Source organism: Paenibacillus sp. (assembly GCF_031177825.1).
In the GTDB taxonomy this organism is placed as follows: domain Bacteria; phylum Bacillota; class Bacilli; order Paenibacillales; family YIM-B00363; genus Paenibacillus_AE.
In genome coordinates, this window is sequence record NZ_JAPSKE010000002.1 from 156,081 (window position 1) to 175,014 (window position 18,934).

At 61.8% G+C, this 18,934-nt stretch carries 22 protein-coding genes and 1 tRNA gene; all 23 read right to left on the reverse strand.

All coding sequences use genetic code 11. The features are described from left to right. Positions 1-24: 24 nt before the first annotated feature. The 23 genes from trpA to spoIVA all read right to left on the reverse strand — a co-directional run bounded on the left by trpA (position 25) and on the right by spoIVA (position 18,907). Positions 25-840 (reverse strand): tryptophan synthase subunit alpha, encoded by an 816-nt coding sequence (gene trpA / locus RIN49_RS02775; RefSeq protein ID WP_309118906.1) that lies wholly within the window; start codon positions 838-840, stop codon positions 25-27. Between the two features lie 17 nt (positions 841-857). Next, a complete protein-coding gene (gene trpB, locus RIN49_RS02780; protein ID WP_375295201.1) occupies positions 858-2,060 on the reverse strand; it encodes a tryptophan synthase subunit beta in 1,203 nt (400 codons plus the stop codon). After that, positions 2,060-2,731 (reverse strand): phosphoribosylanthranilate isomerase, encoded by a 672-nt coding sequence (locus RIN49_RS02785; RefSeq protein WP_309118644.1) that lies wholly within the window; start codon positions 2,729-2,731, stop codon positions 2,060-2,062. The genes trpB and RIN49_RS02785 overlap by 1 nt, the downstream gene beginning before the upstream one ends. Continuing rightward, complete coding sequence (trpC, locus tag RIN49_RS02790; RefSeq protein ID WP_309118645.1) at positions 2,728-3,522, reverse strand: indole-3-glycerol phosphate synthase TrpC; 795 nt, start codon at positions 3,520-3,522, stop codon at positions 2,728-2,730. Before trpC ends, RIN49_RS02785 begins: the two co-directional genes overlap by 4 nt. After that, entirely contained in the window at positions 3,509-4,549 is a 1,041-nt protein-coding gene (gene trpD, locus RIN49_RS02795; RefSeq protein WP_309118646.1) for an anthranilate phosphoribosyltransferase, read from the reverse strand. The genes trpC and trpD overlap by 14 nt, the downstream gene beginning before the upstream one ends. A 14-nt stretch (positions 4,550-4,563) precedes the next feature. Next, positions 4,564-6,126 (reverse strand): anthranilate synthase component I, encoded by a 1,563-nt coding sequence (trpE, locus tag RIN49_RS02800; protein ID WP_309118647.1) that lies wholly within the window; start codon positions 6,124-6,126, stop codon positions 4,564-4,566. 268 nt (positions 6,127-6,394) lie between these two features. After that, positions 6,395-6,763: a chorismate mutase gene (gene aroH, locus RIN49_RS02805; protein WP_309118648.1), complete on the reverse strand. Its 369-nt coding sequence runs from the start codon at positions 6,761-6,763 to the stop codon at positions 6,395-6,397. Next, entirely contained in the window at positions 6,764-7,882 is a 1,119-nt protein-coding gene (gene aroB, locus RIN49_RS02810; RefSeq protein WP_309118649.1) for a 3-dehydroquinate synthase, read from the reverse strand. It lies immediately after the preceding gene. 1 nt (position 7,883) lies between these two features. Continuing rightward, a complete protein-coding gene (aroC, locus tag RIN49_RS02815; protein ID WP_309118650.1) occupies positions 7,884-9,047 on the reverse strand; it encodes a chorismate synthase in 1,164 nt (387 codons plus the stop codon). 163 nt (positions 9,048-9,210) lie between these two features. Next, positions 9,211-9,381: a hypothetical protein gene (locus RIN49_RS02820; RefSeq protein ID WP_202914489.1), complete on the reverse strand. Its 171-nt coding sequence runs from the start codon at positions 9,379-9,381 to the stop codon at positions 9,211-9,213. 67 nt (positions 9,382-9,448) lie between these two features. After that, entirely contained in the window at positions 9,449-10,267 is an 819-nt protein-coding gene (locus tag RIN49_RS02825) for a CheR family methyltransferase (RefSeq protein ID WP_309118651.1), read from the reverse strand. 34 nt (positions 10,268-10,301) lie between these two features. Beyond that, entirely contained in the window at positions 10,302-10,745 is a 444-nt protein-coding gene (ndk, locus tag RIN49_RS02830) for a nucleoside-diphosphate kinase (protein ID WP_138193338.1), read from the reverse strand. A gap of 49 nt (positions 10,746-10,794) precedes the next feature. Beyond that, positions 10,795-11,763: a polyprenyl synthetase family protein gene (locus tag RIN49_RS02835; protein ID WP_309118652.1), complete on the reverse strand. Its 969-nt coding sequence runs from the start codon at positions 11,761-11,763 to the stop codon at positions 10,795-10,797. Beyond that, positions 11,760-12,647 carry a menaquinone biosynthesis protein gene (locus tag RIN49_RS02840; protein WP_309118653.1) on the reverse strand — a complete coding sequence of 296 codons (888 nt, stop codon included), beginning with the start codon at positions 12,645-12,647 and terminating at the stop codon, positions 11,760-11,762. Before RIN49_RS02840 ends, RIN49_RS02835 begins: the two co-directional genes overlap by 4 nt. Beyond that, the gene (locus tag RIN49_RS02845) at positions 12,631-13,260 is read right to left on the reverse strand and encodes a UbiX family flavin prenyltransferase (RefSeq protein ID WP_309118654.1); all 630 of its coding nucleotides are present in this window, start codon (positions 13,258-13,260) and stop codon (positions 12,631-12,633) included. Before RIN49_RS02845 ends, RIN49_RS02840 begins: the two co-directional genes overlap by 17 nt. Further along, positions 13,257-14,120 (reverse strand): UbiA-like polyprenyltransferase, encoded by an 864-nt coding sequence (locus RIN49_RS02850; protein ID WP_309118655.1) that lies wholly within the window; start codon positions 14,118-14,120, stop codon positions 13,257-13,259. The genes RIN49_RS02845 and RIN49_RS02850 overlap by 4 nt, the downstream gene beginning before the upstream one ends. A gap of 6 nt (positions 14,121-14,126) precedes the next feature. Then, positions 14,127-14,834 (reverse strand): demethylmenaquinone methyltransferase, encoded by a 708-nt coding sequence (locus RIN49_RS02855; protein WP_309118656.1) that lies wholly within the window; start codon positions 14,832-14,834, stop codon positions 14,127-14,129. A 10-nt stretch (positions 14,835-14,844) separates the two neighbouring features. Continuing rightward, positions 14,845-15,687: a heptaprenyl diphosphate synthase component 1 gene (locus RIN49_RS02860; protein ID WP_309118657.1), complete on the reverse strand. Its 843-nt coding sequence runs from the start codon at positions 15,685-15,687 to the stop codon at positions 14,845-14,847. Positions 15,688-15,789: 102 nt separating this feature from the next. Further along, on the reverse strand, positions 15,790-16,326 hold the full coding sequence (locus tag RIN49_RS02865) for a hypothetical protein (RefSeq protein WP_309118658.1): 537 nt from the start codon (positions 16,324-16,326) through the stop codon (positions 15,790-15,792). A 115-nt stretch (positions 16,327-16,441) separates the two neighbouring features. Continuing rightward, positions 16,442-16,663, reverse strand: coding sequence for a trp RNA-binding attenuation protein MtrB (gene mtrB / locus RIN49_RS02870; RefSeq protein ID WP_138193330.1), 222 nt, complete (start codon positions 16,661-16,663; stop codon positions 16,442-16,444). 77 nt (positions 16,664-16,740) lie between these two features. Continuing rightward, positions 16,741-16,817 (reverse strand) — tRNA-Pro (locus tag RIN49_RS02875). Between the two features lie 99 nt (positions 16,818-16,916). Further along, a complete protein-coding gene (locus tag RIN49_RS02880; protein ID WP_309118659.1) occupies positions 16,917-17,189 on the reverse strand; it encodes an HU family DNA-binding protein in 273 nt (90 codons plus the stop codon). A gap of 239 nt (positions 17,190-17,428) precedes the next feature. Further along, positions 17,429-18,907: a stage IV sporulation protein A gene (spoIVA, locus tag RIN49_RS02885; protein ID WP_309118660.1), complete on the reverse strand. Its 1,479-nt coding sequence runs from the start codon at positions 18,905-18,907 to the stop codon at positions 17,429-17,431. Positions 18,908-18,934: the final 27 nt, after the last annotated feature.

Here is an 18,934-nt window from a genome sequence, read left to right on the forward strand (position 1 = left end):
GCATACGGCGAACCGCATCCACGCTTATTTCGCGCCTTTCAGCTCCCGCACGAAGTCGCCGACGGCGCGAGCCCCTTCGGCCCGCGTGGCGGGATTGCGGAGCTTCTCCTCCTGCTCTTCGACCTTGCGCACGATCGCGCTGCCGACGATGACGCCGTCGCAGCGGCCTTCGAAGCGGGCGACCTGCTCCCGGTTCGAGATGCCGAATCCGATCGCGATCGGCACGTCGGTCGCGCCGCGCACCGTGTCGAGGAACGCCTCGATCTCGTTCGCGAACGAAGCTCGTTCCCCCGTTACGCCGAGCGACGAGACGCAGTAGACGAAGCCCCGCGCCTTCTTCGCGATTCGGCTCACTCGCTGGCTCGACGTCGGAGCGACGAGGGGAATGAGATGCAGTCCGTGCGACTCCGCGAGCCCGCGAAGCTCTTCGTCTTCCTCGATCGGAAGATCCGGCACGATCATGCCGGAAATATTGTTCGCTTGCAGCAGGTCGAAGAAGCGGTCGAAGCCGAGCTGGAGTATAGGATTGTAATACGTGAACAAAATGAAAGGCAGCTTCACGCCCTCTTCCTTCGCGCGCCGCGCGATGGCGATCACGTCCAGGATCGTCGTCAGCCGGCCGCTCAAGGCGCGCTGCGACGCCCGTTGAATGACGGGTCCGTCGGCGAGCGGGTCGGAATACGGCACGCCGAGCTCGATCATGTCCGCGCCGGCCGCCTCCAACTCGCGGATCAACGCGAGCGATGCGTCCAGATCCGGGTCGCCGATCGTAAGGAACGGAATGAGCGCCGTCCGCCCTTCCGTCTTCAATGCGGCGAACGTCGTATCGATGGCGTTCACGGCAACGTGTTCCACGGTCATCGTACGTTCCCTCCCAAATACTTCATGATCGACTCGACGTCCTTGTCGCCGCGGCCGGACAAGTTCGCGACGATGATCTGATCCTTCGACATCGTCGGCGCCAGGCGCAGCACATGCGCGATCGCGTGAGCCGATTCGAGCGCCGGAATGATGCCCTCCTTACGGGAGAGCAACTGCAGCGCCTCGAGCGCTTCCGCGTCGCTGGCAGGGACGTATTCCGCCCGTCCGATATCCTTCAAATAGGAGTGCTCCGGACCGATGCCCGGATAATCGAGGCCGGCGGAGATCGAATGCGCCTCCTGCACCTGGCCGTGCTCGTCTTGCAGCAGGTAGCTCATCGAGCCTTGGAACACGCCCGCCGTCCCGTGCGTCATCGTCGCGGCGTGCCGCTCCGTATCGACGCCTTCGCCGGCCGCCTCGACGCCGATCAACCGTACGTCGGTATCGTCCACGAACGGGTAGAAGATGCCCATCGCGTTGCTGCCGCCGCCGACGCAGGCGACGATCGCATCCGGCAGCCGGCCGTGGTCCCTAAGCATCTGCGACTTCGTCTCGTCGCCGATAATGCGCTGGAAGTCGCGGACCATCATCGGATACGGATGCGGCCCGACGACGGAGCCGAGAATGTAGAACGTGTCGTCGACGTGGCTGACCCAGTAGCGAAGCGCTTCGTTGCCCGCGTCCTTCAGCGTGCGCGAGCCCGACGTCACCGGAACGACTTCCGCGCCGAGCAGGTTCATCCGGAACACGTTCAACTGCTGCCGCTTCGTGTCTTCTTCGCCCATGAACACCTTGCACTCCATGCCGAGCAGCGCCGCGATCGTCGCGGACGCGACGCCGTGTTGGCCCGCGCCGGTTTCCGCGATGACCTTCTTCTTGCCCATCCGCTTCGCGAGCACGCCTTGTCCGATCGTGTTGTTGATCTTATGCGCGCCCGTGTGATTGAGGTCTTCCCGCTTCAGGTAGATGCGCGCTCCGCCGAGATGCTCGGACAGCCGTTCCGCGTAATAGAGCGGCGTCGGCCGGCCCGAATATTGACGGTAGAGCTCCTGGATTTCCTGTTGGAACGATTCATCCTTCGAATAATGCGCGTACGCTTCCTCGAGCTCGAGAAGCGCGTTCATCAACGTCTCCGGCACGAAGCGCCCGCCGAATTTGCCGAAGCGGCCTTGATTGTCGGGAACGAACGAAATCGCCATTATGGTTTCACCCTTTTCACGAATGTACGTATCTTGTGTAGATCCTTCACTCCGTCCGCCTCCACGCCGCTCGAGACGTCGACCCCGTCGACGATGCCCGCGGCGAGCAGCTCGCCGACGTTCCCTTCGTGCAGCCCGCCCGCGGCGAACAACGGAACGCCCTGCGCCTGCGTCCATCGCCGATACGCCGGAATGACGTCCCAACGGAACGTCCGTCCCGTGCCGCCGCCCGCGACGGGATCGTAGGCGTCGAGCAGCAGCGCGTCGAGCAGCCCGTCGTACGGCGCAAGGCGCGCCGACACGGCCGCGTCGCCGTGATCCGCCTCGCCCGCGACGCCTATCGCCTTCCAGACGGCGACGCCCGGGAAGCGGTCGCGGCAGGCGCGGACGAACGCCGGCGTTTCGGCGCCGTGCAGCTGCAGCGCGTCGAGCGGCGCGACGCCGAGCAGCGCGTCGAGCTCATCCAACGTCGGGTTGACGAACACCCCGACGAACCGCTGCCGCCCCTCGGCCATCCGCATCGCCTCGATCATGCGTCGCGCGTCCTCCGCCGTCACGCGGCGCTTGCTCGGCGCGAACACGAAGCCGATGTAATCGATCGCGAGCGGCGCGGCGGAAGCGGCGGTCGCCGCGTCCCGCAGGCCGCACACCTTCAGCAGCGGCGCGCTCATCGCGCGGCCGGCTCGCCCATGAGCGCGGCGACCGCCTCGGCTACGTCCGGCTGGCGCATGAAGTGCTCGCCGACGAGCACCGCGCGGGCGCCGGCCGCGGAGACGCGCGCCACGTCCTCCGGCTTCGAGATCCCGCTCTCGCTGATGACGAAGCGATCCTTCGGGATCGTCCGAAGCAGCTCCTCCGTCACCGCGAGATCGGTCGCGAACGTCTTCAAATTTCTATTATTGATGCCCACGAGATCGGCGCCGAGCTCCAGAGCGACGTCCAGCTCCTCGCGGTCGTGCACCTCGACGATCGCATCGAGTCCGAGCGACGCCGCTTCCGAGAGGAAGGAGCGAAGCTCTTCCTTCGACAAGATCGCCGCGATGAGCAGGATCGCGTCTGCTCCGATCGCGCGAGCCTCGTAAATATGAATCGGGTCGATCGTGAAGTCCTTCCGCAGCAAGGGCAGACCGACCGCGGCGCGAACCGCGGTCAAGTACGAGTTAGCGCCTTGGAAGTGCGGCTCGTCCGTCAAGACGGACAAGCAGTCCGCGCCCGCTCGCTCATACGCCTCGGCGATCGCCACCGGATCGAAGTCGGGGCGAATGAGCCCCTTCGACGGCGATGCCTTCTTCACCTCGGCGATGAGCCCCGTCGGCCGGTTCGCGCGCTCGACGAGCGCCGATCGAAACCCGACCGTCGCCGGCATGCCCGCGATCTTCCGCTCCAGCTCGGCGACGCTCGTCGACGCCTTCAGGCGCTCGACTTCTTGCTTTTTCACCGTTACGATCTTATCGAGAAACATGTCTAAGCGCCTCCGTCGTCTTCACCAATTGGTCCAGCTTGCGCGCCGCGGCGCCCGAATCGATCGCGTCCGCCGCCCGCTTCACGCCTTCCTGCAGCGTGCCGCTCAGGCCGGACACATAGAAGCATGCGCCCGCGTTCGCAAGAACGATGTCGCGGTAGGGCCCCTTCTCTCCGGAGAGGACGATTCGCACTTTCTCGGCGTTCTCCGCGGCGTCTCCCCCGACGATGTCGGCCACGGCGCACGGCCGCAGCCCCAGATCGTCCGGCGTAATATCGTACGTTCGGAGGTGGCCGTCCTTCAGCTCCGTCACCCGCGTCGGCGCCGACAAGCTGATTTCGTCCAAGCCGTCGTGGCTGCCGACGACGAGCGCCCGCACGGTCCCGAGCTTGCGAAGCACGTGCGCCATCAGCTCCGTCTTCGTCCGGTCGTAGACGCCGAGCAGCTGCCGGTCCGCGCCGGCGGGATTCGTTAACGGTCCGAGCAGATTAAACACCGTGCGGAAGCCGAGCTCCTTCCGGGGCGCCGCGGCATGCCGCATCGACGGGTGGTACACCTGCGCGAACATGAAGCAGAGGCCCGCCTCGCGGAGGCATTCCGCCGCCTGTTCCCGGCCGAGCTCGATGTTCACGCCGAGCGCCTCCAATACGTCGGCGCTGCCGCTCTTGCTCGACATCGCCCGGTTGCCGTGCTTCGCGACGCGTACGCCGCCCGCGGCGGCGACGAGAGCGGCCGTCGTCGAAATATTGAACGTATGCTGCCCGTCGCCGCCGGTGCCGCATGTGTCGAGCAGTCCCTCCTGCAGCGTCGGGACGCGGTTCACGCGCGACCGCATGCCTTCCGCGAAGCCGGCGACTTCCTCGGCCGTCTCGCCCTTCACCCGCAGCAGGGAGAGCAGACCTCCGATTTGCGCGGGCGTCGCCTCGCCGTCCATAATCGTCTCCATGACTTCTTGCGCTTCCGTTCGCGTCAGCGGCCTTCCGTCCAGCAGCGTCGCGAGCGCAGACTTCATTACCGACTCACTCATCGTCCGTCCCCTCCCTAGGGCTTTGCGTAGTAGTCTTGATTCACGGTGACCGATTCGCGGATCGAGGCGCCGAAGACGCTCTCGGCCGTCTTGATGGCCGTCAACATGCCCTTCGCCTTATTCACCGTTTCCTCGTACTCCTTCTCCGGCACGGAGTCCCACACGATGCCCGCGCCGGCCTGCACATACGCCTTGCCTTCGCGGAAGATGATCGTCCGGATCGTGATGCACGTATCGAGGTTGCCCGAGAAGCCTAAGTATCCGATCGCCCCGGCGTAAGCGCCGCGAGCTTCCTGCTCGAGCTCCGCGATAATTTCCATCGCCCGCAGCTTCGGCGCGCCCGACACCGTCCCCGCCGGCATGCAAGAGAGGAAGGCGTCATAGAAATCCTTATCCTCCCGCATCGTACCGGAGACGTTCGAGACGATATGCATGACGTGCGAGTAGCGTTCGATCTCCATGTAAGCGTCGACCTTCACCGTGCCAGGCACGGACACGCGGCCGATATCGTTGCGTCCGAGATCGACGAGCATCAGGTGCTCCGCGAGCTCCTTCTCGTCGGCGAGCAGCTCTCGCTCGAGCGCCGCGTCCGCTTCCGGCGACTTGCCCCGCGGTCTCGTTCCCGCGATCGGCCGGGTTTGCACCTTGCCGCCTTCGACGCGGACGAGCAGCTCCGGCGACGTGCCGACGATGCGCTCTTCGCCCATTTTCAAATAATACATGTACGGGGACGGATTCATCGTCCGCAGCACGCGGTACACGTGCAGCGGGGAGACGGCGGTGTCCATCTCGAATCTTTGCGACAACACGACTTGGAAAATGTCCCCGGCGCGAATGTACTCCTTCGCCTTACCGACGTTCGCGAGGAACGCTTCTTTCGATAAATTCGACTTGAGCTCCTCGGCTCGAATCGTCGCCGGCTCCTGCGGCGATCGCGGGGTGAACGCGTTAACGGCCGTTCCTCCGCCGCCCTGCAATCTCGCGATCATCGCGTCGATTCTCGCTTCCGCGTCCCGGTACGCTTCGTCCAGCCGAGCCTCGTCGGCGCCATGCGGCAGGTGCGCGTTGGCGACGACGACCATATGCTGCTTCAAGTGGTCGAATACGATCAGTTGGTCGCAGAACATAAACTGTACGTCGTTCATCTTCAAATCGTCGACGCGATGCGGCGGCAGCTTCTTCTCGTAATACCGGAGCAGATCGTAGCCGAAAAATCCGACGGCCCCGCCCATGAATCGGGGGAAACCGTCGTACTGCGGGCTTCGGTATTGGTCCAGCATTCCGCGAAGGAAGTCGACCGGCTGCTCCGCATACGTCTCGAACGTGCCGCGGCGCTCGACCTCGAGCGTGCCTTCCTTGCCTCGGACGACGAGGAACGGGTCCGTGCCGATGAACGAATATCGGGCCCACTTCGCCCCGCCTTCGACGCTCTCGAGCAAGAACGCGTGCGGCTCCTCGCTGAACTGCTGGAACACGCGGATCGGCGTCTCCGTGTCGGCGAGCAGCGTGCGCGTCACCGGAATCAAGTTGTAATCGCGGGCGAACCGCCCGAACGATTCGCGATCTGGGTACATCATAGGAACGCCTCCGTCTCGTGATTGCCGCGCAAGAGCCTGAAAAACAACGAAAGGCCTCTACGGAACGTAGAGGCCGGTGGATTCATTATCAATGGAAAAGGAAGCCTGCCCTCCTGCCGCCTGGGTCGCGCATCGCGGTAACGCGAAGCGACGTCCGCCCGGTTTCGGGGTACGCTTATCTCTCGTCTCGACTGATCTCCACTCATCTAAAAAACTAGCTAGGCTCTACTCGGCTACCTCCCACTATACACCAACGGTCCGTTCGCGGTCAACGCCTCGCTAAATCCGGCCGCAGCACCCGCGCTTCGTTCAAGTACACGTGATTCATTTCCTTCTGGGTTTTCGTCGTATTGACGGTTACAAGCAATCGGATGCACAGCGGCAGCGCGCCCTTCACCGGGATCTCCAGGCCGCACATGAGCGGAACGAGGTCCCAGCCTTCCATGCCGCGGATCGCCCGGGCCGGGAACGTCGCGTCCAGATCGTTCGTGACCGTAATGTAGACGTAAGCGATGTCTTCGGGCGAGAGCCCGTTCTCCGCGATGATCGTCGACAGCAGCTCCGCCGTGGCGTGTAAAATATCCCGTTCCTCGTTATGTTCTACCGTCGTCGCTCCCCGAATTCCCCTGCAGTACATTTACTCGCTCTCCCCCTGTTTCAACGATTCGACGACGTCTCGCACGAGCGTCGACGCAATGCCCTTCACGATGTCGACCGCGCCGATCTCCTGCGGGAGCACGAATACCATCTGCCCCCCGCGGAACTTCTTGTCGTGCATCATCGCTTCCATGATCGCGTCCGTATCGAAGTGCGCCGGCAGCGCCACGGGGAGCCCGAGGTTCGCGAGCAGCTTCCGCGTCGGCTCGTAGACCGGCTCCTTCGCGACGCCGAGCTTCTCGGCTAGACGCGCGGAGCCGCACATCCCGATCGAGATCGCTTCCCCATGCGTCAGCTCGCCGTATCCGGCGACCGCCTCGAGCGCATGTCCGATCGTATGCCCGAGATTAAGAATCGCCCGCAGGCCGCCTTCCCTCTCGTCTTGGGAGACGACCCACGCCTTCACGCCGCAGCCGACGTAAAGCGCGTATGCGAGCGACTCCGGGTCGAGCGCGAGCAGCTTCTCCGCGTTCGCGTCGCACCAAGCCGCGAACGCGCGGTCCTTGATGAGACCGTGCTTCGCCACCTCGGCGAGCCCCGAGCGGACTTCCCGGGCGGGAAGCGACCGAAGCGTCTCCGTATCGTAGAGGACGAACTCCGGTTGATGGAACGCGCCGATTATGTTCTTGGCGAGCGGGTGATTGACCGCCACCTTGCCGCCGACGCTCGAATCGTGCGCCAGGATCGTCGTCGGCGCCTGAACGAAGCGGACGCCTCTCATGTACGAGGCCGCCGCGAAGCCCGCGAGATCGCCCACGACGCCGCCGCCCAGAGCGACGATCGTCGAATCGCGGTCGAGTCCGGCCTGGAGCGCCGTCGTCACGACGTCGCCGAGCACCTCGAGCCGTTTCGCTTGCTCGCCGGACTCGATGACGTGACTGGCCGCTTCGTAACCCGCTTCCCTCAGCGACGCGACGACTCGCTCCAAGTACAACGGGGCGATCTTCTCGTCGGTGACGACGAGAATCGGCGACTTCTTCGGCAGTCCGTGCTTCTCCGCCGTCCGTCCGAAGCCGGCGAGCAGCCCCTCTCCGATATAGATCGGATACGATCGCTCGCCCAGCTCGACGGTCAGCTCGCGCGATGGATTGCCGCTCATCCTAGTAATCCTTCACGTACGCGAGGTACGAATCGTAGTTTCGACGCATCTCCTCGATCGAGTCGCCGCCGAACTTCTCGACCATCGCCCGCGCGACTTCCCAAGCGACGACGTTCTCCATGATGACGCCGGCCGCCGGAACCGCGCACGTATCGGATCGCTCCACCTGGGCGGTGAACGCTTCCTTCGTGTCGATATCGACGCTCGCCAACGGCTTGTAAAGCGTCGATATCGGCTTCATGACCCCGCGAACGACGATCGGTTCGCCGGTCGTCATGCCGCCCTCGAAGCCGCCGGCGCGATTCGTCGGCCGCACGAAGCCCTTCGCTTCGTCGAAATGGATGGCGTCGTGCACCTTCGAACCGCGCAGCTTCGCCGCTTCGAAGCCGATGCCGATCTCGACGCCTTTGAACGCCTGAATCGACACGACCGCCTGCGCGATGCGCCCGTCCAGCTTGCGGTCCCACTGCACGTGGGAACCGAGGCCGATCGGCGCGCCTTCGACGATCGCTTCGACGATGCCGCCGAGCGTATCGCCGTCGGCCTTCGCCGCATCGATCGCCGCGATCATCTTCTCTTCTGTCGCCTTGTCGACGACGCGAACCGGCGACGCTTCCGTAAGCGCGATCAGCTCGTCGAGCGGAAGCTCGTTCGCCGGCGCTTCCACTTCGCCGATCCGGACGACTTGGCCGCCGACCGCGATGCCGAAGTGGGCGAGCAGCGCCCGCGCCACGCCGCCGACCGCGACGCGAACCGTCGTCTCCCGCGCGCTCGAGCGCTCGAGAATGTTCCGAAGATCCCGCTGATTGTATTTGATGCCGCCGGATAGATCCGCGTGGCCGGGACGCGGGCGATTGACTCGCCGCTTCGCTTCCGAATCTTCTTCCACCGGCTCGATGCCCATGACGGACGTCCAATTCTTCCAATCCTTGTTATATACGACCAGCGCGATCGGCGCTCCCGTCGTCTTTCCGTGACGAACGCCGCCGACGATGGCGACCTCGTCCTTCTCGATTTGCATCCGACGGCCTCTGCCGTGGCCCTTCTGGCGCCGCGCCAACTGCTCGTTGATGAATTCCGCCGTCAACGGCACGTTGCTCGGCATCCCCTCGATAATGACCGTCAGCTGCGGTCCGTGCGTCTCCCCCGCCGTTAAATACCTCACAACCGGTTCCTCCTTTTGTCTGCCCCAGTCCGACCCCGTACTCTTCGAGACTTTAACGCTTTTATGCGCGAATGCGTTTTGAACTATTATAAGTTAATCTATCATCCTTGGCAAGAAAACGAAACCCCCGGAAGCCATGCTTCCGGGGGTTTTGGGCTGCGAATCAAACCGTCTTCGCTGCGGATTTCGGCAAGGCGAACGGCTTCGTTTCGGACATCGACGGATCGTTCACCAACTTCATGATCTGCGGCGAGTCGATGCCCAAAATTTGCGCGCATTCCTGAATCGTAAGAAACCCGCGGCGATAAGCGGTTATTACTTTGCGTTTGTCCATTCTCGGATGGCTCCTCCTGACCAAGTAAACAGTTCCGTAGTCCTAGTATAGGAATTGTTGGAAATGCTTATACATGGTCGGAGGCCAACGTTTTGCGATAGAAGAACGTATCCGCCGACGCGAGGCCGTATTGGCCCGGCGTGAAAATTTGCTCCGTCGAGCCGACGAACAAGATGCCGCCGGGCCGGAGCGCCTCCGCGAACTTCCGATACAGCAGCGTCTTGGCGTCGTCCGTGAAGTAAATCATGACGTTGCGGCAGATGATGAGATCGTATCCCGTATCGAAGGCGTCCGTCAGCAGGTTGCCCTTCGCGAACGACACGCCTCGTTTCAGCTCGTCGGTTACGAAATACGACTCGCCTTCCCGGCGGAAGTACGCGTCGATATAAGGCTTCGGCACGTCCTTCAGGCTCCGTTCGTGGTAGACGCCGAGCTTCGCCTTCGCGAGCGCGTTGTCGTCGATGTCGGTGGCGACGAGCTTCGCGTCCGGAAGCGCTCCTCGCCTCGCCAGGATCATCGCGAGCGAATACGGCTCCTCGCCCGTCGAGCATGCGGCGCTCCAGCACTTCAGCCGTCTCGAATGCTGCAGCATCTCCGGGATGAATTTGTTCTCGAGCACTTCCCATCGGTTCGGATTGCGCCAAAACTCCGACACGTTGATCGTCATTCGGTCGAGCAGCTCCGCGAGCAGCTCCTTATCCCGTTGAACCGCCTGAAGATACGTCGCGAACGTGTCGTATCCCCTGCGCTGCCGCAGCGTCGCGAGCCGACGTTTCATCTGAGCTTCCTTATATAAAGCTAGGTCGATCCCCGTCAACCCTTTAAATCCTGCGACGAACGCGGCGAAATCCGGATCGTATTCCCCTTCGCGTCCCTCTTCTCCCATGCGTTCCCCACCTCCCGTGGCGAGCGGCGTTTCGCTAAATCCAGCGGTTGATCGCCTTATCGTAACCGAGCAATTCTTCCGGCTTGAAGAAGTTGCCGATCTCCCGCTCCGCGCTCTCCGGGCTGTCGGAGCCGTGGATCAAGTTTTTCGGCGTGTGCGCCGCGAAATCGCCGCGGATCGTGCCCGGCTGCGAATCCATCACGTTCGTCTTGCCCATCATGAGACGGGACAGGGCGATGACGTCGTCGCCTTGCCACACCATGCCGAATACCGGACCGGACGTAATGAAATCGACCAACTCCCCGAAGAACGCTTTCTCCTTATGCTCCTCGTAATGGAATTCCGCTTGCTCTCGCGTCACCTGCATCAGCTTCGCGCCGACGAGCTGGAAGCCCTTGCGCTCGAAGCGAGCCACGATTTCGCCGATCAGTCCGCGTTGGACGCCGTCCGGTTTGACCATTAAGTACGTTCTTTGCATTGTGATTCCTCCAAGTATATGTATGTTTTTTAAAACTCCAAGGAAAAAGTCAATGCGAGCGATCCGCGATAAATTTAGCGATCGCGACGAAATCTTTCTTCGCCGGAATGTCCGGCAGCTCGTTCAGCGCACCGATCGCCTTGTCGATGTACCGATGCGACAGTTCGTCGGCTTCTCGGATGCCCGGGCTCTTCCGAACGAGCTTCAGCGCCTGCTTCAGCGCGTCTTCGTCCGGCGTCGGTCCGCGCGTCGCGGCCTCCACCGCCTCTCTGACGCGCGCGTCGCGCATCGCGCACAAGACCGGCAGCGTAATATTGCCCTGCCGCATGTCGCTCCCCGGCGGCTTGCCGAGCTGCTTCTCGGTCCCGGTCAAGTCGAGGATGTCGTCCCGAATCTGGAACGCCATGCCCGCGTTGTACCCGAACTTATACAGCCGATGAGACTGCGGCACCGATACGCCGGCGGCCAGCGCGCCCAGCTGGCAGGAGACGGCGATGAGCAGCGCCGTCTTCCGACGGATGCGAAGCAAGTAATCGCGAACCGACTGGTCAAGCTGGTAGAACAGTCGGAACTGTTCCATCTCGCCGATGACCATCTGCACCATCGCTTTGGACAAGATGCGGTGAATGTCGGGCTGCTCCAAGTTCGCCGCGGTATCGAGCGCCTTGCCGAGAATGTAGTCGCCGGTATACATGGCGATCCGCTCGTCCCACTTCGCCTTGACGGTCGGCTGACCTCGACGCGTCGCCGCGTCGTCGATGACGTCGTCGTGCACGAGCGTCGCCATATGGATCAGCTCCAGAGCGACGGCCACATGCGAAAGCCGTTCGATGTCGTACCGGCCGAAGCGGCCGGACAACAGAACGAAGATCGGCCGAATCCGCTTGCCGCCCGCCTTCAACAGGTGCAGCGAAGCGTCGTTGAGCTCCGCTTCTTCGGTGCGGACGCTGCCTTCCAACTTCCGCTCGATATATTGGATGTCGTCTTGCATTTTCGCGTATATGTCCAATAGCTTCATTCATTCACCTGCGTTACGTTGGGATTTCGCCATACCCGCAGCGGCGGCGCGGAGTCGAGAAAGCCGAGGTCGTGCGCGAAGCGGAAATACAGCTCGAGTCCTTGGCGCTGCGACTCCCCGAAATCATAGTCGAGCCCGCCGAAGTACCTTCGCCAAAACTCCCGATCCTCTCCGACCTTCCGCGACGCTTCGTCCAACAGATCGTTCGGAAGACGCTTCCCGAGCCGCTTGGACGCAAGCAGCGCTTCGTGCACCAGCGCCGCGTCATCCGCCCGCTCCGCCGCCCACGCCTCTCGAACGGCCCACACCGCGAACGTCATGCCGAAGCCCGTCCATTCGGTCCAGAGCGTGCATAGGTCGTATCGGTGATAGCCGCGGGCTTCGGCGGGTCGGCTCGCGCGAATCGCGTCGTCGCCGATCAACAGCGCCGCGTCGCACGTACTCATCATCGTATCCAAAATCGGCGACATATCTACATAGGTCGGCGTAAATTCGAAACGCTTCGCCATAATGATCTTAAGCAAATGCACGGTCGTCGCGGACGTCGTCGCGAGCGCGATCCGTTCCGGCAGCGCCTCATTGAGCGGACGCTTCGTAAACAGGAAGAGCGAGCCGACGGATCCCTTGGCCCCGACGGACAACTCGGGCAGCAGCAGCAGCTCGTCCGCGTGCTTCGCATACGCGAACGAGGAGATCGACGCGACGTCGATCTCGCCGCGGGACAACGCGGCGTTCAGCTCCGTCGGCGTCCGCGTCGTCACTTCGATGCGCGACTCGAGTCCCGCGGGCGGAAAGCCGTAAAACACGGGCCATACGTTCGTAAATACGATCTTCCCGAGGCGAATGTCTCGTTGCCGTTCCGTCTCTTCATTCTGCCTCGTCATGCGGCGATCCCTCTCCCCAACGTCGATACAATTCGTGATCGATGCCCATACTGTCCAGCGTCTTGCCGACCATGAAGTCGACGAGCTCCTCGACGGTCTGAGCGCGATGATACAACCCCGGACTCGCCGGGACGATGCTTACGCCCATTCGGGCGAGCTTCAGCATGTTCTCCAGATGGATCGCATGCAGCGGCGTCTCCCGCGGCACGAGCACAAGCTTTCTGCCTTCCTTCAGCGTCACGTCGGCCGCGCGTTCCAACAAGTTGTCGGACAGTCCGTGGGCGATCGCCGCGAGCGTCCCCATCGAGCACGGCGCGACGACCATGCCGTTCACGCGGAACGTGCCGCTGGCGACCGCCGCGCCGATGTCTTGGATCGGATAATACGTCGCTTGCGCGTTCCGACCCGCGAACTTCGCTTCGATCGTCGCCGCGCGCTTCGCCGCGTCCCAATCGAGCTCTTCCTTCAGCACGCGCCAGCCGGCGTCCGTTACGACGAGATGAACGGGATACCCCATGTCGAGCAGCCGCTCGACCAATCGAACGCCGTACGCCGCCCCGCTGGCGCCGGTAAGACCTACGATCCACCCGCGTTTCGCCGCCGTCTCGCTCATAGAACCGCCACGTCGATCAGCGTGAACGTAAACATGACCATGCTGAGAATGCCGTTCATCGTCATGAAGGCGGTGTTAATGCGGGACAAGTCGTTCGGCTTGACGAGCGCATGCTCGTAGAACAAGACCACATAAGCGATCGCTAGACCGATCAAGTAAATCCAGTTCAGGTCCGCCATCCACCAGACGGCTACTAGCCCCGCCGCGGTGACGACGTGGAAGCCTCTCGCGATCAGCAGCGCTCTGGCGACGCCGAATCGCGAAGGGATCGAATGGAGCCCCTTCTCCCGGTCGAACTCGGTGTCTTGGCAGGCGTACAAGATGTCGAAGCCGGCCGTCCAGAAGGCGACCGTCGCATACAGCACAAGCCCGATCAAGTCGAAGGCGCCGGTTACCGCGATCCAACCGCCGAGCGGACCAAGACCGATCGTCAGGCCCAACACGACATGGCAGAGCCAGGTAAAGCGCTTGGTATACGAATAGAACGTCAAGAAAAAGACGGCGACCGGCAGCATCCATACGCACAACGGGTTCAACCGAGAAGCCGCGTAAAACAACAAGACGAACGAAATGACGATAAAGATCAGGACTTCCTTCTTGGACAGCAGCCCCGCGGGAATGGCGCGGAGCGCCGTGCGCGGATTCTCCGCGTCGATGGCGGCGTCGATCAATCGATTGAGGCCCATGGCGGCGCTGCGTGCGCCGACCATCGCAAGCGTGATCCAGCCGATATCCGACCAGGAGGGCAGCGAATCGTTCAGCGCGATCGAGGCCAGAATCGCTCCCATGTACGCGAAGGGAAGCGCGAAGATCGAATGCTCGAACTTGATCATCTCTAAAAACACTTTGATTTTATTCATCTCTCGTTACACCTTCGTTCCGATATGCAGCGCGGCGACGCCCATGAAGAACGCGCGGGACTTCACGTCCGTCATTCCCGCCTGCCGGAAGCGCTCCTCGAGCTCCTCCCGTCCGGGGAACGCCGCGAGCGATTCGGGCAGCCACTTGTATTGCTCGTACCGCTTGACGAACCACTTCGCGAGCCGCGGCAATATATGCTCGAAATATAAATAATACACCGTGCGGAACGGCTCCGCCGTCGGCTTCGACGTCTCGAGACAGACGACCTTGCCGCCGGGCTTCACGACCCGCGCCATCTCCCTCAAGACGACGTCGAGGTCGGGCACGTTGCGCAGCCCGAAGCCGATCGTCGCGAAGTCGAACCGGTTGTCCTCGAACGGCAGCGCCATGGCGTTGCCTTGGACGAGCTCGATCGAACCGCCGAGCCCCTCCTTCTCCACCTTGGCGCGCCCGATCTCCAGCATGTTGCGGCTGAAGTCGAGTCCGACGATCTCGCCCGTCCCGCTCGCTTTGGCGAGGGCGATCGTCCAATCGCATGTGCCGCAGCATAGATCGATCGCCGACTGCCCCGGCTTCACGTCCATCCGCCGCATCGTATACTCTCGCCACGCCTTGTGCCGGCGGAAGCTGATGACGTCGTTCATCAGGTCGTAATTCGGAGCGATCGTCTCGAATACCGAATGAACATGCTTCTCTTTGTTTCGTACGCTCACCGCATTCACCTCATATTTCTTGCGCTCTGGTTGTATGTCCGTGGGCGAGCAGCGGCTCGGCGAGGCGATGCAGCTCCTCCGCGAGCTTGTCCGACCCGATGCCGCGCAGCAGATGCCGGAGTTCCGAGATCTTCGACTCCCATCGGTCCGTCAGCCGTCCGATCAAGTTATACTTGATCAATACGGACTGGAGCCGGGATTCGTCGATCTTCCCTCCGACGAACAAATCCACTTCTTCCGTCGTGCCGTGTTCGACGACGTACCAATACGCGAAGCCGTCCTTCACGTTATCCGGCCGCACCCGGCCGAGCTCGCTGGCGATCAGCTCGCATTCGGCGATCGCGCGCAAAATCGCGGGGCAGGATTTGCGATACATGACGTCCATCCAGGAAGAGAACGTCACGAACAAGTGCGTGTTGATGTCTACCGTGGCGCGGACGTACTCCTCCGCGGTCAGCAGCAGCCGCTTCGCCTTGAGGTACAAGTTCATCTTCAGCCGGTTCACGTCGCACACCGCCTGCGACACGAGCTTAATCGTCTGTACGCTCTCCGCCTGCGACAACAGCTGGTAAAACCGGCTGCTGAAATAATCGCCGGCGAGCACCGTCATTTGCCGACGGCGCGTCTCGCCCTTGCCGTCAACGAGCTCGTGCGTATCGAGTCCGTGCTGCATGAGCGACACGGCGAGACCGATCGCCTCCTGCAGCTTCGGGTGCGCCGACGTCGAAGCGGCGTACTGCAAAAATGCGGTCAGCACGTTCGAACGAAGCTCCGGATATTCCGGCAGCTTCGTGTGCGTGCTGATCAAGTCATGCTCGGTATACTTTTTGGCTGTTTCCTTAAATCCGTCCATGCGTGTCCAGGCACTCCTCCGATGTCGTCCTTCGTTCGCATTCATTCTTGACATTATAGCATAACGATATTACGGACGCACGGCGAGCCGCGCGCGGCGGCGCTAATGCGCGAGCTCGCGCCATCGGTCGGTGGCCGTCAGCCGCATCTTCTCTTCGAGCCAGGCGTCCGGCATCGGTTCCCCGTCTCGAAGCCGCTGCAGCTCCGTCGATCGGAACTCGGATTTCGCGCCGGACAACGCCAGCAGCAGCTTCGCGCCGCTTCCTTCGCGCTCCGGCTCCAGCACGCGCACGAAGACGCGGGAGATATTGTCCGACCTCGCTAGCGCAAGGCCCGCGACGGCACCCATGTCGGCGCGGACCGACGCTTCGTCGACCTGGTCGCCGGTGAGGGCGAGGTCGATCTCCAGCAAAGACGAACGGACCGACACTCTTCGAATTTCCGCCGACAAGCCGAGATCGACCAGCGCGTCGACGACCGTCTCCGGCGTCAGCGCGCCGGTCGTATGATCGCTGAAGACGGTCATCGGTTCGCCGCTCGGCGACAGCACGCTGCCGTCGAGCTCGCCGACCCAAGATATCAACAACGAGATGGCGACGGCCAGCGCCGCCGCCGTACCGATCCGAATGAACGCTTTCATAAAGGCTTACCCCTTCCGATCCTTTTAAAACATTGTACAAATGAAAAAGGCAGGCTATGCCTGCCGGTTGTCCAACATTTTCAAAAGTCGAAAGCGTCCGAATTGCCTGAGGAAATCAGGCGTCCGTCTCGATCGTGCCGTATTTCGTCATGACGACGGCTTTCCCTCGAATTTTCACAGCGGACGTGTGATCCGTGAACTGCGCGATCATCACTTCGCCTTTATCCAGCTTCTCCGTGTGATGGAACCGGGTGTCCGCTCCTCTGGTCAAACCGATGACATGGACCCCGTTCTCCTTCGCCTTCACGACGAAGTAATCGTTCTGGCCGCTTTCCATTGGCGACTCCTCCTATGGACGACTTGTAGAATCCGGGGAAAAAGAAAGAGACACCGGCTTCGACGATGTCTCTATCATGGTCGGAGTAACAGGATTCGAACCTGCGACCTCACCCACCCCAAGGGTGCGCGCTACCGGGCTGCGCCATACCCCGAAACCGGAACACAAAAGCTATTATAGCAAGTTCCCAAATAACAGTAAAGGGCCGCGAACTGAAATCGTCCACGGCCTCTCCTCAATCCCTATGTATCGCTTATTTAATTCCGTCCTTCAGTGCCTTACCCGGCTTGAAAGCGGGAACTTTGCTCGCTGGGATATCGATTTCTTCGCCCGTTTGCGGGTTGCGGCCCTTGCGCGCCGTACGCTCGCGAACTTCGAAGTTGCCGAAGCCGACCAATTGCACCTTATCGCCGTTCTGCAGCGCGTCGGCGATCGAGTCGAACACGGCTTCCACCACGTTCGTTACGTCCTTCTTGGACAATTCCGTCGCTTCCGCGACCTTGGCGATCAGATCCGTCTTATTCATTCCATGTCACCTCCCAATACGCTTAAGAGTCTTACTCTTTGTCTTCACGTTTTCTATCAAGATTATACATCCGAGGGTAAGAAAACGCTGAACTTTTCCAAGGATTTCCCATGGAAACCGGGACAATGAATATCATAAATCAAACCTATGATCCTTTGCAAGCATCTAATTTACGACGTAAAGTAAAAGACTCCCGATTCGAAAGGCTTCGAATCGGGAGTCTTCGGTTCGCGAGACGCTTACAAGATGATGGCGATCAGTCCGCCGGAGCCTTCGTTGATGATGCGGGCGAGCGTCTCCTGAAGCTTATAACGCGCGTTGTCCGGCATCATCGCGAGCTTGCCCTGAATGCCCTCGCGGACGATGGAGTGCAAGGAGCGGCCGAAAATATCGGACTCCCAAATCTTGACCGGATTTTCCTCGAAGTCTTGCATCAGGTATCGGACCAACTCTTCGGATTGCTTCTCGGTGCCGATGATCGGCGCGAACTCGCTCTCGACGTCGACGCGGATCATATGGATCGACGGCGCCGTCGCCTTCAGGCGCACGCCGAAGCGAGAGCCTTGGCGGATCAGCTCCGGCTCGTCGAGCGCCATCTCTTCGAGAGACGGCGCGGCGATGCCGTAGCCGGTCGTCTTGACCATCTCGAGCGCCTCGGAGAATCGGTCGTACTCCCTCTTCGCGTGCGTGAACTCGACCATCATCTGCAGCAGATGATCCTTGCCGCGGATTTCGGTGCCGACGATCTCCATCAGAATCCGATCGTACAGCTCATCCGGCGCGTACAGGTCGATTTCGGCGACGCCTTGCCCCATGTTCATGCCGGACAGACCGGCACGTTCGATGAACTCGTATTCGCCGAACTGCCCGACGACGCGATCGACGTCGCGAAGGCGGCGGATGTCCTTGACCGTCTCGCGGACGGAGTTTTCGAAGCTCGCCCGCAGCCAGTGGCGCTCGTCGAGCACCATGACCCAGCTCGGCAGATTGACGTTCACTTCGTGCACCGGGAACTCGTATAGCACCTCGCGAAGCGCGCCGTAGATTTCGTCTTCGGTCATCGTGGCCACGCTGGCGGAGATGACCGGAATATCGTATTTCTCCGCTAAGGCGGATCGCAATTCGAGCGTCTCGGGAGCGCGCGGCTTCGTCGAGTTCACGATCATAATGAACGGCTTGCCGACTTCCTTCAGCTCGTCGACGACGCGCTGCTCCGCGACCTCGTAAGAGACGCGCGGAATGTCGGAGATCGTGCCGTCCGTCGTGATGACGACGCCCAGCGTAGAGTGCTCCTGAATAACTTTGCGGGTGCCGATTTCGGCCGCTTCCTGGAACGGAATCGGATCCTCGAACCACGGCGTGGAAATCATCCGCGGCCCGTTCTCGTCCTCGTACCCTTTGGCCCCTTCCACCGCGTAGCCGACGCAGTCGACCATGCGGACGTTCACGTCGAGACCTTCCGCGACGCGAATGCGAACCGCGTGGTTCGGCACGAACTTCGGTTCGGTCGTCATGATCGTCTTGCCCGCCGCGCTCTGCGGCAGCTCGTCGATCGCGCGCGCCCTCTCCGCTTCGTTCGGGATGTTCGGAAGCACGACGGCCTCCATAAAGCGCTTGATGAATGTGGATTTACCCGTACGGACCGCTCCCACGACTCCTAGGTAAATGTCGCCTCCCGTACGCTCCGCGATGTCCTTGAAAATATCGACTTTTTCCAATGAGATCTCCTCCCAGTTAGTATTGGT